The following is a 13,552-nucleotide window of genomic DNA, read 5'->3' on the forward strand; positions in this document are numbered from 1 at the left end:
TGCAAGGGGCCTTTTCCGGGCCTCTTTTTTGTGAACTTTTTTGATGCACCTTACAGTGTAGGGTGCCATTAGATCTTTTGGTTGCGGTTTTTGATCTGGTCTTAGGCGGTGAAAATGATTGATGAAAATGATCCTTCGGGTGGGATTTCCACGTCTGGATTTCTACGACTTGGAACGACTCAGTTGGCGTAACTCCGATGACGCGGAGGGAATATGAACGGCATTGGTTGGCCGCCCAACCCAAAGATGTTCAAGAAAAATATGACAAGTTGTTTGACGGGACTTACGAGTAAGTCCGTAAAGGAGAGCGGTTGACCGACGCCGAAGTCGGGGATGTCTGGTACTATGGCTCTCAGGATGGCAATCCAACCCCGAGTTTTATGAACGGGGGTGGTCTACCGGTGCTGTCGGATTCGGCCAAAGCGGTTCTGGAAAAGTTCGATCTGGGTGAAACCTATTTCCACTCGATCAGATTGCAGGCTCCGGCGGGTCATGCAACCACGGACGAGCCGTATTACATACTGAATGTGTGCAATAAACGGTCGATGGGGAACCAAGAGGCGTTGGGGCCGTTAGGAGACAGAACAGCTCCTCTAAGTAGCCGTTCTGGAGTAGTTTTCCGTCCTCGAATTGGACGGGAACATGAGCTTGTAGTTGCTCCAGAAGCTTTGGGTGGTCCCGACATCTGGATCGATCCGAAAGTTCCCGAACTCCTGTTCCTCTCCGAAAGTCTCGTATCAGCTTTGAAAGCTGTCGGAGTCGATGACGGTTGGGGTTTAGTCCGCTGCCCTGTTGGGGTTCTGTGACGCAAACGGTGCGTCGAAACAAAAAAACCCCGCTGCATCGACAGCGGGGTTTCTCTGTGGTTGTAGCCTGACCTCAGCCCTTTTTCAGAACCTCACGGCCCAACAGTTCGGCGATCTGCACCGCGTTAAGGGCGGCGCCTTTGCGCAGGTTGTCGGACACGCACCACAGGTTGATGCCGTTCTCGATGGTTGAATCCTGACGGATGCGGCTGATGAAAGTCGCGAAATCGCCCGCGCATTCGATAGGCGAGACGTAGCCACCGGCCTCGCGCTTGTCGATCACCATGATGCCCGGTGCCTCGCGCAGGATGTCGCGGGCTTCGTCTTCGTCCAGGAATTCCTCGAACTCGATATTCACGGCCTCGGAGTGGCCGACAAAGACCGGAACGCGAACGCAGGTTGCAGTGACCTTGATCGACGGATCGACGATCTTTTTGGTCTCGACCACCATCTTCCATTCTTCCTTGGTCGAGCCGTCTTCCATGAAGACGTCGATCTGCGGGATGACGTTGAAGGCGATCTGCTTCTGGAACTTCTTGGGTTCAACCTCGGTTGTGGGGTTATAGACCGCTTTGGTCTGATCCCACAGCTCATCCATGCCCTCTTTGCCCGCGCCCGAGACCGACTGATAGGTCGAGACGACAACGCGCTTGATCTTGGCGCGGTCATGCAGCGGCTTCAGAGCGACAACCATCTGCGCGGTCGAGCAGTTGGGGTTGGCGATGATGTTCTTGTTTTTATAGTCGTGGATCGCCTGCGGGTTACATTCCGGCACGATCAGCGGAATGTCGGGGTCGTAGCGATAGAGCGACGAGTTATCGATCACCACACAACCCGCCGCAGCCGCCTTGGGCGCGTAAACCTTAGTTGCGTCCGAGCCGATGGCAAACAGCGCCATGTCCCAGCCGGTGAAATCAAAGGTGTCGATGTCCTGGGTGGTCAGTGTCTTGTCGCCAAAGCTAACTTCTGTACCCAGCGAACGACGGCTTGCCAGCACGGCAAGTTCATCGACGGGGAACTGGCGTTCTGCCAGAATGTTCAGCATTTCGCGGCCCACGTTACCCGTGGCGCCGGCGACAACGACGCGATAGCCCATTTCATGTCTCCAAAGTTAAGGACGCGCGTTCATAGCTGCGTTGCGGCAAAGAAAAAAGGGTTTTCGGGTCAGATTCCGCCCGATGACACCGATTTGACGCGGCGCATCGCCTCAGGTGTCGGTCAATAGCCGTTCGTAGAGGGCGACAAGGGTCTTTGCTTCGCCGTTGATGTCGAAATTCTGCTCGACATGGGTACGGGCGGCGCGGCCGGATTGCGCTAGGGAATCGCGGTTTTCCAGCATCCGGGCTGCGGCATCGGCCAAGGCCGGGATATTGCCTGGCTCCACCACATGGCCCAATGACGGGTCAGTAACGATCTCAGAGAACGCACCGACATCGGTGGCCACGACGGGTACGCCGCAGGCCATCGCCTCCAACGGGGTCAGGCCGAAGCCTTCCCACCGCTGGGGTGCGATGAAGAGGTCCAGAACCTGATACCATTCGGCGATCTGGTCGACTGTAACCTCGGGCATGAAGAGGATGCGGTTGGACAGGCCCGCCACCGCGACCTTGTCTTTCAATTCGGACAGAAAGGTGGTGTGTTGTTCCGTGGCGCGGCCCATGACGATGCCATGCACATCGTCAAAGCGGCCACACAGGTCGATCATTGCATCCACAAAGGCGTCAGTACCCTTCTGGTGGCGGATGCGGCCATAGCAGCCCAGCAGGAGGCCATCAGGCAGGCCCAACCGGGCGCGAACGGCCGTTTTATCCTCGGGCGGGGTAAAATCCTGCAGGTTGATACCATGCATGATCACCTGTGCATCCCGATCCAGATACCCGGCGGTTTTGCGCGAGGTGGCGACTACAGCGTCCATCTTGTCGATCAGCCATTTGGTATAGCCCGTATGCGCCCGCTGCGACGCGCTGGTGAACAGCAGTTTCAGCCGCAACCGCAGGATGTTGCGCAGGAACAGACCCAACAGCATCTCGGTATTGCGACGCGCGTGCCAGACGCGCAGGGTTTTGCGCGACAGAAAGGGCAGGCGGCCAAGCGGGATATGCGGGATATCGGCAGGCAGGCCCGGACCGGTGGCTGCAATGTCGATCCATTGCACCTGCAACGGCACCAGCCGCGCAATCGTTGCCGTCACGCCCGAAAGCCTGCGTTTGAGATTGGGGGCAATGACGCGCGGGTCAGACATGGGCTCTCCTGACGGGGTTAGCGTCAGTCGACGCTGTCCCGGCTGAATAGATAGATCACGCAGCCAATGGCAAGCGAGATGGCAAAAAAGCCGAATATCGCTGTGTAGGGTGCAGAGGGGCTGATGTCTACCGTGGCCGCGTGGACGCGGCCGGTGACGAATTGGGCAAGGCCGACGCCTCCGATCCCGAACAGGTTCAACAGGGTCACGCCTCGGCCCACTAGGTGTGGAGGAACAAAGGCGCGGCCATGGGCCATGATGACAGGAAAGCTGGCCCCGGTGAACCCGATGACCGAGATTAGAACTACCGACAACCAGACCGCATTGTCGATCCACAGGCACAACAGGGTCAGGGCGACCACGCCCAGCGCGTTACCGCCAAAGATCACCCATTTCCGCGTTCCCAATATCCGGTCAAGCGGGCCATAGGCGAAGGTGCCCGCAATCATCGACGCGCCCATGATCAGAGTGGCGGTTCCGATCTGTGTTGTGCTGAGTGCGAAGATATCGCTTAGATAAGGTCCGGCCCAAAGGCCGCGGGTTGCAGCCGATGGCGCATAGGCCACCAACATCAGCGGCAGGATGGCCCAGAGTGCGGGTTGCTTCAGCAGATCCAGAACCGATCCCTTGTGGTCGGTTTCAACGCGTTTGGGATCATGAACTGTGAACAGGATGCCGATGGCGATCACGCCCGAAAACAGGGCCAAAGTGACCATTGTGGCGCGCCAACCCATCAGCTCAACGGCCAGCGCAGTGGGGTAGGAGGCGACCAAATTTCCGACCGACCCAACACCCAGCATCAGGGCGGCCAGCGTGGCGAAACGGGCCGGGGGGTATTCGCGGGCGAAGATAAAGTAAGACGCCATCAGGATCGGCGAGCATCCCACTCCGATCAGCCCCATGGCCAGGGCGACATGAAAAGGCGTGCTGGCCACGGCAAAGATCAGTGCGCCGCCTGCGCCACCGACCAGCAACAAAACAGTCGAGGTCAGCCGCGGCCCGACCCGATCCAGCGCCCAGCCCACCGGCAGTTGCATGGCGGCAAAGACCAAAAACCAAAGACCCGATGCAAAGGCGAGGTCCTCTGGCGTGGCGCCGATATCCCGGCCTAGATCGACGCTGAGTACGGCTAAAAACGCGCGAAAAAACTGGCTGAGCACATAGCCCAGGCACAACACGACCAAACCTGCTTTCATGAAATGACACTCTCCCCCGCGGCTAACCGGCTATGCTTGGCACGGCAGGACTCCGCACACAAGCATGTGTGTAATGACGATTTCGCGGGACAGGTGCCACAATCGGTCTATGTTCAGGGATAATTTCGACAAGAGGTTATTATGAAGGACGCTCAGGTCGCGTTTTACGACAGCCTGCCCTTGCTGCGGGACTTTACCCGTTTGGCCGACCCTCAGCGGTTTTCGGCCATTCCCAGTGACTGGGTTGTTGGTGTTGCGGACATTGTCGACTCGACCGGGCAGATCGCGCAGGGACGCTACAAAACGGTCAATACCGTCGGGGCAGCGGTTATTTCAGCGATGATCAACGCCATGAGCGGGCGCGAGTTTCCGTATGTCTTCGGTGGTGACGGCGCAGGCTTTGCCGTGCCCGCCAGTGCAGCTGAAGCGGCCCGCGAGGTTCTGGCCGCCATGAGGCGCTGGGCTGAGGAAGAGTTTTCCATTCCGCTGCGCGCAGCATTGGTGACGGTGGCCGAAATCCGCAAGGCGGGCAAAGACCTGCGCGTCGCCCGTTTCGCACCATCGGACGGGGTCGACTATGCGATGTTCTCGGGCGGGGGGCTTGCTTGGGCGGAAACACAGATGAAGGCCGGTCACTTTATGGTGCCCGAGGCCGACCCCGGTGCGCGCCCTGATCTAACCGGTCTTTCATGTCGGTGGTCCAACGTTAGGGCGCAGCATGGGCAGATCGTTTCGCTGGTCGTGGAACCCACGCCGCACGCCACCGAGGCGGATTTTGCCGACCTCGCCCAATCGGTTCTGTCTGCAGCCGAAGGGTTGGAGCGCGCGGGTCACCCGGTACCGGAAAACGGCCCACCGATCGGATGGCCACCACCTGGTCTGAGCATTGATGCCCATGTCTCGCGCGCCGGCGGCAGCCTTGTTGGTCAAACGCTCAAACTGTTGGTACAGAATTTGCTGATCGCATTGCTGTTTCGGTCCGGCAAACGGCTGGGTAACTTTGAGCCGGATCACTATAAACGCATGGTTAGTCGGAATGCGGATTATCGAAAGTTCGACGACGGGCTTAAAATGACGCTGGATTGCGATCCTGCGACGTTGGCGCAAATTCAGATGATGCTGGAACAAGCGCGCGGGCGCGGCAAGGTGCGTTACGGCTTGCACGCACAGGACGAGGCGATGATGACCTGTTTTGTGCCTTCAGCTACCCGCGATGACCACGTGCATTTCGTTGATGGCGCGTCAGGTGGATATGCGCAGGCCGCTGCGGCGATGCAGAGCTGATCGTTACCGGGTCTTCCACTTCGTCGCCAATGCGCGCGCCGCCTGCGTCAGGATCATGACGTCGATTCCAACAGCCAGAAATTGTGCGCCCATCTCAAGGTAGCTTTGTGTCGCCTCTTCATGAGTGCCCAGAATTCCGGGAGCCTTGCCGGCTTTTTTGATTCGGCTGATTGCGTCGGCAATCGTTTCGCGAACCTCCGGCGCCGCGCTGTTGCCCTGGTATCCCATATCCGTCGACAAGTCCGCTGGACCGATAAAAACGCCTTCGACGCCATCGACTTTCAAAATATCATCAAGCGCGGCGATACCGGCACGGTTTTCGACCTGAACCAATAGGCAGACTTGCGCATCTGCTGTCTGGATGTAATCGGAGAAAGATCCATACCCGGTCGCCCGCGCGGCGCCGGCACCGACGCCGCGGACCCCTTTTGGTGGATAGCGACACGCGCGCACCAACTCGCGCGCTTGATCGGCGCTGTTGACCATGGGAACCAAAATTGTTTGGGCACCGGCGTCCAATACCATTTTGATCAGCGCGGTGTCTCCGACGGGCACCCGAACAACCGGATGTGTGGCACTGGCCGACAAGGCCATTAGCTGGTCACGAACTGAGCGGATATCGTTGGGCGCATGCTCTCCGTCGATTACCAGCCAGTCGAAGCCAGCGGTTCCCATGATTTCGGCGGTGACGCTTTCGGCGAAGCTGGTCCAACAACCGATCAAGCGATCCCCATTGGCCAGAGCTTCTTTGAATGTGTTTACAGGGGCTGGCATCACGGAGCCTCCAAGGCGGTGGTGGAAACGCCTGACAGTGATGGCCATTCGGGGGAAAAGGTCAATCAGATTTGGCATTGGGTTCGAAGGTGCTGCGAGCAAATCTGGGCAACAAGGCTCTGAATAAGGGGTTTTCCGCGCTGTTGCAGTCTTATTGGATTTCGGTCAAGATTCCGTATGACCAAAGACCTGCCATCGACATCCCGCTCGTTGCCGATTGCGTTGCTTCGGGCCCGCGAACGGGTCATGGGCCCTATTCGGAAGATGTTGGCAGACGCCGGCGTAACCGAGCAGCAATGGCGTGTGTTGCGTGTTCTGAACGAGGAAGGTCCACAAGAGCCCACGGTGATTGCTGACCGGGCGTGTCTGTTGTTGCCCAGCCTGACACGGATTTTGCAAAAGCTCGAGGTTAAGGGACTGATCCGGCGCAGTGCCCATCCAATCGACAAGCGCCGACAGATTGTCGAGATCATGCCAACGGGTGAGCAGATCATCCGGGACAATATCGACGTCACAGTCCGGCTGGCGGATGAGATAAAGTCGCAATTGGGCCCCAAAAGGCATGAAACGCTGCTGGACCTTCTGAACGATCTTTATGATCTCAAAACCTGAGAGGTTACTCTGCGCCCCGCCAGAGGCGGTGATTGGTGTCCCCTGGCGGGAGAGTCGGACTTAGACTTGTGTTTTGTGTCCGACCGACGCTTCAGAGGACCAGCCAACCTGAAATGAGGCGACATTGCGAAAGTTGCGACCCTTGGGGGGGCGGGCCACGACCGCGGTTCTCTGAAACAGGTGCACCCGGTCTTTTGTGCAATCCGCCCTATCTTGGGGCTTTGGGCGGGCAAGAATGGTCTGGGTGCAATTCAACGTCTGTTTGTTGTCTGCAACCTTTGATTTAGTGCTTCGATCTGTCATTCCAAGATGTAGAGCTACAAAATAACCCGGGTCAGGACGTCGCTTTGGCTTGTTCAGACCGGGTGTATCATTAGGATGCGCCCAGTGCGTTGCAAGAAGGGGCCAAAGATGTCTGATACGTTGTTTTCCTTGCCAGACCCGATCGAGGTACCGATCCACGGGGAGTCGTCCTTTTACCCCGTCGGTCGCATTTTCTGTGTCGGACGCAATTATGCAGCCCATGCCGCGGAAATGGGCCACGAGGTTGACCGCGAAGCGCCGTTCTATTTCACCAAATCGGCAGCCAATGCCGTTCTGTCCGGTGCGACCGTGCCGTTTCCGTCCGGAACCGAGAATTTTCATCATGAGATGGAATTGGCAGTCGCGCTAGGAAAGCCCGTTTTCAAAGCCAAACCTGCCAAGGCCGCAGATGCAGTCTACGCCTATGGCTGTGCTCTGGACATGACCCGTCGGGATTTGCAGATCCGCGAGCGTAACAAGCAACGCCCTTGGGATCTGGGCAAAGACCTTGAAAATGGCACCGTTCTTGCCCCGCTGACGCGCGCCTCGGGCTGGATGCCCGAGGATGACAAACGTATTTTTCTCAGCGTGAATGGCGACGTTCGGCAAGATGCGACCTTGCACGAACTGATCTGGAAGATTGATGAGATCATCAGTCACCTTTCCGGATATTACCATCTGCGACCCGGAGACATAATCCTGACCGGTACACCGGCCGGAGTGGGGGCGCTTGCGCCCGGAGACGTTCTTGAGGGTGGAATAGATGGGCTGCAGCCAATCTCTCTGACGCTGTCAGATCCTGAATAGCCTCTATTTAGGCTCTTTCAGCCAGTCCGTAGAAAACTCCACGCGATCCAGTCCTGCGAACCTGCGGACCCGGTCCAACTCCGAGGTCAAACGACTTGTCCGTGCCGCGGACCATTTGACCGAGCGTTCTGGCCACACCGCACTGACTTGCAGAACGCCCCGATCGCGATGAGCCTTCATGTCGATCCGGCCTATAAGCCGGTCGCCTTCAAGCAGCGGGAAGACATAGTACCCATAGGTACGCTTCGCTTCGGGGACGAAGACTTCGATACGATAGTGAAATCCGAACAATCGCTCGGCCCGGTTTCGATCACGCAGCATAGGGTCAAAGGGGCTGAGCACGCGAATGCGACCCGGCGGGGCAGCCTGGGGCTTGGTGTCCGCCAAGACCGGTTTTGAAACCAATTTGCGGGTCTGCCCATCCGCACATGTGATTTCGACTTCCTCAATTTCTCCCCGTCTTAGAGCCTGCTTTACCCATTCTCGCGCCTCTGTTGCGCTGACGGTGTCCCAGAATGCTGCCAGCTCACCGGACGTGGCGAACCCCAACCTGTCCAGGGCTGCGTTGCAAAGCCAATTCACTGTTTCCGGCGCATCAATATCTGCATCGCCGGGGCAAAGATGCGTGTCGATCACCCGTTCCGTCAGGTCGTATCGTTTTTGGAACCCGCGCCGTCCGACAACCGTCAACGCGCCAGATCGCCAGAGAAATTCAAGCGCGGTTTTTGAAGGGTGCCAGTCCCACCACCCGACCGAGCCCTTCTTTTCGTCCTTCCCGACATCGGACGACGATACAGGGCCATGATCACGAATATGGTTCAGAACGCTTTGGAACTGCTGTTCGAAGCCATCGCGTCGCCAATTCTTCCACCGGGATTTCAGCAGTTCAGCATCGCGTTGAAAGCGCAGATGCCAGTGTCGGTAGAATTCCATCGGAATAACGGCGGCATCATGGGTCCAGTGTTCGAACAGCGCGCGGTCGCGTTCATAAAGGCGCTTTAGGTTTTGCGCGCGATAGCTGGGCCTGCGTGAGAACAGGATCATATCATGGGCGCGCGCAACCGTGTTGATACTGTCCAGTTGAACAAAACCCAGCCGATGGATCAGATCCAGCAGCTCTGCCCCTTTGGCCCCCCCTGAAGGCTGTTCTGCCAATGCATGACGGTCCATGAACAGCAATCGGGCTGTGCGATTGTCCAGCTTTTGAATAGCCACGGCGTCAGCGCCGTTTCAGCGTGTCACCATAGCTGATTTTCGGCGTCAGGGTAACGCGAGACTCTAATTCAGCCTCGGGATCGGCCAGTTGGGCGGCTATGATCTCGGCGGCTTTGCGCCCGATCTCAAGACGACAGGCATCCATCGTGGCCAGCTTGCGCGGTAGGCCCTGCAACAGTTCAACGTTGTTGAACCCGGCAAGACCAATCTGTCCGGGCACGTCTATACCTTGCTCCAGCAGGTACAGCAGCCCTCCGGCACCAATCATATCATTGGAATAATACAGAAAATCCAGATCCGGAGAGCGTTCCAGCATGGCCTGCGTCATCTCACGCCCCTTGGCCAGGGCTGACCCGCCGGAATAGAACTCGCGGTCTTCAATTTCGACCCCGTGTTTGCCCAGCACTTCGGTGAAGCCTTCGAACCGTTTGCGGGCGCGGTGATCCAGCGGCATCTTGGTGCCCATAAACCCGATATGCTCGTACCCCGCCTTCAGGATTGCCTGCGCCATCTCGCGTCCGGCGCGGCGGTGCGAAATGCCAACCATTGCATCCACGGGTTTGCCATCGGTATCCATGATCTCGACCACTGGAATCCCCGAGGAGTCCAGCATGGCACGCGCGGCCTCGGTATGTTCCAGCCCCGCGATGATCACACCTGATGGCCGCCACGAGAGCATCTCGTACAGTACCTTTTCCTCTTTCTCGGGAAGGTAGTCGGTAACGCCGACCACGGGCTGCAATTCGGTATCTTCCAATACTTGGTTGATGCCGGTCAGCACCTCGGGGAAAACCATGTTCGAAAGTGAAGGGATGATCACCGCGACCAGATTCACCCGGCTTGAGGCCAGCGCGCCAGCGATCTTGTTGGGCACATATCCCAGTTCTTTTGCTGCGGCCAAAACGCGGGTGCGGGTGGCGTCCGACACGTCACCCCGGTTGCGCAGGACGCGGCTGACCGTCATCTCGGACACCCCCGAGGCCTCAGAGACATCCCGAAGAGTGAGCGGGCGTTTGGTTTCTGTTGTCACGATGGCACCTGCGTCGTTGTTTTAAGGGATGGTAGCGTGAACAGGACGCATTTTACAACTGCCCATCAAAGGTCATGACAACCTGAAAAATCCAGGGTACAGAGAGCCTTGCGCGGCCCCGTGGCTCAACTGGATAGAGCAGCCCCCTCCTAAGGGGCAGGTTGCAGGTTCGAATCCTGCCGGGGTCGCCAAAAACACCTGAAAAATATGGCTTATTTGCAAGGGGTTCTGCAGAAGCTTGCAGAAACGCCCGTTTCGTTTTCTGCCGAATTCTCCGAAAACGACCGAAATCTCGTACAAAACCTGTACAAAATTCGCGCGTTTGTGCGTATTTCGGTGGCCAATCATGAGCCGCCATAGCTTTGATCCCGAAATCGCCGGGCGTGTGGGTCTCAATGCAGCGGTGATTTTCCAAAACATCACCTTCTGGATCGAGAAGAACCAAGCCAATCGCCGCAACCTTCGAGACGGGCGGTATTGGACTTACAATTCGATCTCGGCCTTTGGTGAGTTGTTCCCCTATCTGAGCGAAAAGCAGATCCGAACAGCGCTCGAAAAGCTGGTCAGCGCAGAGCTGCTAATCAAGGGCAATTTCAGCGATGATCGTTATGATCGGACCTGCTGGTATGCCCTAGGCAACTCCATTTTCCCAAATGGGCAAATGGATCCGACCGAAAGGGAAATTGATGCATTTGCCCCTGAGGGCAAGCCATCTGCCCCAGAGGGCAAATCCTATGAGAACAGATATAAACCATATCAAAAACCAAATCCTTCGCACGCGAAGGCGGCGGTTGAGGATGAGGTTTCTGAAAGGATTTTGTCGGCCTATCCGGAGGATCGCATTCGCGGCAAAGCGGTTTGCCTTTCGCAGATCCGCCAAGCCCTGGCCGACGGTGTGGACGCGAAAGACCTCGAGGACGCCGTGCGGGCATATGCGAGCGAGAGCGAAGGATTCACTCGATCCAAGGTGTGCTTCTCCGACAATTGGTTCAGCACTGGCCGTTGGTTGAAATACCTTCACGACGTTGAGGAGGCGCGGGAAGCGGGCAAGGCAAAAGAGGTGGAATTGCTGAAAGGCTTGGCCGACTGGGTCACGGACCGCCATCCACTGTGCCGCCACATCACACCCGGCCAAGTGACAGCCTTGCTGGCTGCAAAGCTTGTCAGCCCTGCTGAAATCGAAGCGGCGGGGCTCAGAGCATGAGTGCGACCGATCCCCACAAAGAGCAGAGAGCAAGGTTACCCACCGATTACATCGGCGGGACTTGTGAGGGGCGGCAAGCCTCCCCTTCAAACCCCAACCAGACGCGCGCAAGCAACGTCAAAGAGGGCCTTTCCGAGAGCGTGATCTTTCGATGCACCCCGTCGGAAAAGGCAGCGCTTGTGGCCAAAGCGCGCGCCGCTGGCCTGCCCAATGCCACGCTGATGCGAGAGGCCTTGGGGCTGGTCGAGGCACGTCGTCGCAAGCTCGTCCCTCGCGTTGATCCGAAGTTGACCTTTGCGATTGCCCGTGTCGGCGGCAACCTCAATCAACTGTCACGCTGGATCAACGGCGCGGTCAAATCTGGTCGCGCGAGCCAGATCGACACGCTTAAGGTCGCGACGCAGCTGGTGGCCATCGAACGGCAGTTGGCGCAGATCGTGGCGGCACACACAGGCGGTAACTGCGTATGATCATCTCATTCTTCTCTACCGGCACAGGCGGCGGTGCGGCCCCCGTAGACTACCTGACAGCGCGTGAAGTTCTGGCCTATGACGAGAACCGCAATCTGATCCGCGACGACAACGGCCAGCCGCAAACCAAGCTCCGCGACCAGCTGCCCGAGGTGCTGCACGGCAACCCCGACCAAACCCGCGACCTGATCGACGCGAGCCCCAACAGGTGGAGCTACACGGCAGGCGTGATCAGCTTTGCCGATAGCGATGATCCCAGTCCCGACGCCCAGCAAGAGGCCATTGAGCTATTTGAGGCTCTGGCCTTTGCTGGACTGGACAGGGATCAATATGATTGCCTTTGGGTGCGCCACTCGCATGAAGGCAACATCGAGCTGCACTTCTGCACGCCACGCCTTGAGCTCAGCACCGGCAAGGCACTGAACATCGCGCCGCCAGGGCATGAGAACGCATTTTCCAGCCTGCGCGATCTTTTGAACAAGAGGCTCGGTTGGGCAGACCCTTTGGACCCAGAACGCGCCCGCGAAGTGAGGGCAACGAGTGAAGCACCGACGCGCGCGCAGGGTCGCGAAGCGCTGCACGATTGGATCCTCGATCAGATCAGCGTCGGCATTATCACGGATCGCGCCAGCATGATCGATGCTTTGGCCGATGCGGGCTTCGAGATCCCCCGCACCAGCAAAAACTACATCACCGCCAAAGACCCCGACACCGGTGAGCGCTGGCGTTTGAAAGGAGAGATTTTCCATGACGACTGGCAAGCCGAATCGCCTCGCCGAGAAATTGAACGCGGACCTGGAGACGATCCGGCGCGACCACGCCGCCTTGATGGAGTCTCAGCTGGAGAGCTTCAGGAGCGATTTCAGCAGCATTGCGACCAGCGCGCTGCATACAATCGAGACCGATATCAGGTTCTTTCTCAGCGACAGCAAGAGCGAGTTGGAGAGGCGGAGCGAGACGATCCGCCGCTGGTTGACGATCTCCCCCTGGGTGATCGTGGCGATGGCCTCAGTCTGGATCGTGACGGTACTGATCACGAGTTGGTTTTGGACGGGTTTGATCTCGCATTCGGAGATGACGGAACTTGGCCTGACACGGATCGAGCAGGCCGGGCAGACATGGGTGGCGCTGGACCAGAGCCGGACCGATTTAAAAACCTGCACGATCGCGGGGACGCCGATCATCTGCATCAAGATCAAGGAACCTTAGATGACAAAGACCCTGACAGCATTGGAACGCGAATTGCTCACATCCGTCGAACGGTTGGTGACGGCCTGCGAGAGCTCAGCCAAGGAATTGCACGCCTTGGAGAAACGCTCGACCAGCAGGATCGAAAGCAAGGTGAATGGATTGGCGCATTGCGTGGCGCTATTGATGAAATCACATCTCACGTCCGTCACCACATTGGCCGACTTGCTGCGCGAGGAGCAGAATTACGACACGCTTCAGGTGGGATTACAGACCAGCTGGAAACTAGCGAAAGACGCCGAGAAGCGGCTGAACGAGAGCTAGATGCCCGCATTAATCACCGTAGCGGTCACTCGCTTTAATCTTACTGCAAGTGTTAGCGCGTTTAGGAGATCTGTAGCGGCATTCCTAAACGCGTTCT

13 protein-coding genes and 1 tRNA gene are annotated in these 13,552 nt (G+C 57.8%); 8 read left to right on the top strand and 6 right to left on the bottom strand.

Translation table 11 applies throughout. The annotated features are described in order from the left end of the window. The first annotated feature begins 311 nt into the window (after positions 1-311). A complete protein-coding gene (locus AC2FF7_RS14285) occupies positions 312-806 on the top strand; it encodes an imm11 family protein (protein WP_496905816.1) in 495 nt (164 codons plus the stop codon). Positions 807-879: 73 nt separating this feature from the next. Here the strand turns inward: AC2FF7_RS14285 and AC2FF7_RS14290 are convergent, their stop codons facing one another. The 3 genes from AC2FF7_RS14290 to AC2FF7_RS14300 all read right to left on the bottom strand — a co-directional run bounded on the left by AC2FF7_RS14290 (position 880) and on the right by AC2FF7_RS14300 (position 4,244). Beyond that, positions 880-1,902: an aspartate-semialdehyde dehydrogenase gene (locus AC2FF7_RS14290; protein ID WP_480868998.1), complete on the bottom strand. Its 1,023-nt coding sequence runs from the start codon at positions 1,900-1,902 to the stop codon at positions 880-882. A 111-nt stretch (positions 1,903-2,013) separates the two neighbouring features. Further along, the gene (locus AC2FF7_RS14295; RefSeq protein ID WP_496905817.1) at positions 2,014-3,048 is read right to left on the bottom strand and encodes a glycosyltransferase family 4 protein; all 1,035 of its coding nucleotides are present in this window, start codon (positions 3,046-3,048) and stop codon (positions 2,014-2,016) included. Between the two features lie 23 nt (positions 3,049-3,071). After that, positions 3,072-4,244 (bottom strand): MFS transporter, encoded by a 1,173-nt coding sequence (locus AC2FF7_RS14300; RefSeq protein WP_170724650.1) that lies wholly within the window; start codon positions 4,242-4,244, stop codon positions 3,072-3,074. A 141-nt stretch (positions 4,245-4,385) separates the two neighbouring features. On the opposite strand from AC2FF7_RS14300, the gene AC2FF7_RS14305 reads away from it, so the two are divergent. Further along, entirely contained in the window at positions 4,386-5,528 is a 1,143-nt protein-coding gene (locus AC2FF7_RS14305) for a DUF3095 domain-containing protein (RefSeq protein ID WP_353392593.1), read from the top strand. A 3-nt stretch (positions 5,529-5,531) separates the two neighbouring features. Here the strand turns inward: AC2FF7_RS14305 and AC2FF7_RS14310 are convergent, their stop codons facing one another. Beyond that, positions 5,532-6,302, bottom strand: coding sequence for an HpcH/HpaI aldolase family protein (locus tag AC2FF7_RS14310; RefSeq protein WP_496905818.1), 771 nt, complete (start codon positions 6,300-6,302; stop codon positions 5,532-5,534). Positions 6,303-6,479: 177 nt separating this feature from the next. Between AC2FF7_RS14310 and hpaR the strand changes: the two genes are divergently transcribed. Together hpaR and AC2FF7_RS14320 are read left to right on the top strand one after the other, a co-directional pair. Then, on the top strand, positions 6,480-6,914 hold the full coding sequence (hpaR, locus tag AC2FF7_RS14315) for a homoprotocatechuate degradation operon regulator HpaR (protein ID WP_170355688.1): 435 nt from the start codon (positions 6,480-6,482) through the stop codon (positions 6,912-6,914). Positions 6,915-7,325: 411 nt separating this feature from the next. Next, complete coding sequence (locus tag AC2FF7_RS14320) at positions 7,326-8,024, top strand: fumarylacetoacetate hydrolase family protein (RefSeq protein ID WP_480869002.1); 699 nt, start codon at positions 7,326-7,328, stop codon at positions 8,022-8,024. A 3-nt stretch (positions 8,025-8,027) separates the two neighbouring features. On the opposite strand, the gene AC2FF7_RS14325 is transcribed toward AC2FF7_RS14320, so the two are convergent. Both AC2FF7_RS14325 and AC2FF7_RS14330 read right to left on the bottom strand, forming a co-directional pair. Continuing rightward, positions 8,028-9,239, bottom strand: a complete 1,212-nt coding sequence (locus AC2FF7_RS14325; RefSeq protein WP_496905819.1) for a winged helix-turn-helix domain-containing protein — start codon at positions 9,237-9,239, stop codon at positions 8,028-8,030. 4 nt (positions 9,240-9,243) lie between these two features. Continuing rightward, positions 9,244-10,269, bottom strand: coding sequence for a LacI family DNA-binding transcriptional regulator (locus AC2FF7_RS14330; RefSeq protein WP_170755452.1), 1,026 nt, complete (start codon positions 10,267-10,269; stop codon positions 9,244-9,246). A 114-nt stretch (positions 10,270-10,383) separates the two neighbouring features. On the opposite strand from AC2FF7_RS14330, the gene AC2FF7_RS14335 reads away from it, so the two are divergent. The 4 genes from AC2FF7_RS14335 (at position 10,384) to AC2FF7_RS14350 (ending at position 13,493) form a co-directional block, all read left to right on the top strand. Next, positions 10,384-10,460, top strand: a tRNA-Arg gene (locus AC2FF7_RS14335). Positions 10,461-10,615: 155 nt separating this feature from the next. After that, positions 10,616-11,473: a hypothetical protein gene (locus AC2FF7_RS14340; RefSeq protein WP_496706905.1), complete on the top strand. Its 858-nt coding sequence runs from the start codon at positions 10,616-10,618 to the stop codon at positions 11,471-11,473. Next, positions 11,470-11,943, top strand: a complete 474-nt coding sequence (locus tag AC2FF7_RS14345) for a plasmid mobilization protein (RefSeq protein WP_496706903.1) — start codon at positions 11,470-11,472, stop codon at positions 11,941-11,943. The genes AC2FF7_RS14340 and AC2FF7_RS14345 overlap by 4 nt, the downstream gene beginning before the upstream one ends. Next, positions 11,940-13,493 carry a relaxase family protein gene (locus AC2FF7_RS14350; protein ID WP_496905820.1) on the top strand — a complete coding sequence of 518 codons (1,554 nt, stop codon included), beginning with the start codon at positions 11,940-11,942 and terminating at the stop codon, positions 13,491-13,493. The genes AC2FF7_RS14345 and AC2FF7_RS14350 overlap by 4 nt, the downstream gene beginning before the upstream one ends. Positions 13,494-13,552 lie beyond the last annotated feature (59 nt).

This window comes from Ruegeria sp. YTSC325 (genome assembly GCF_059609525.1).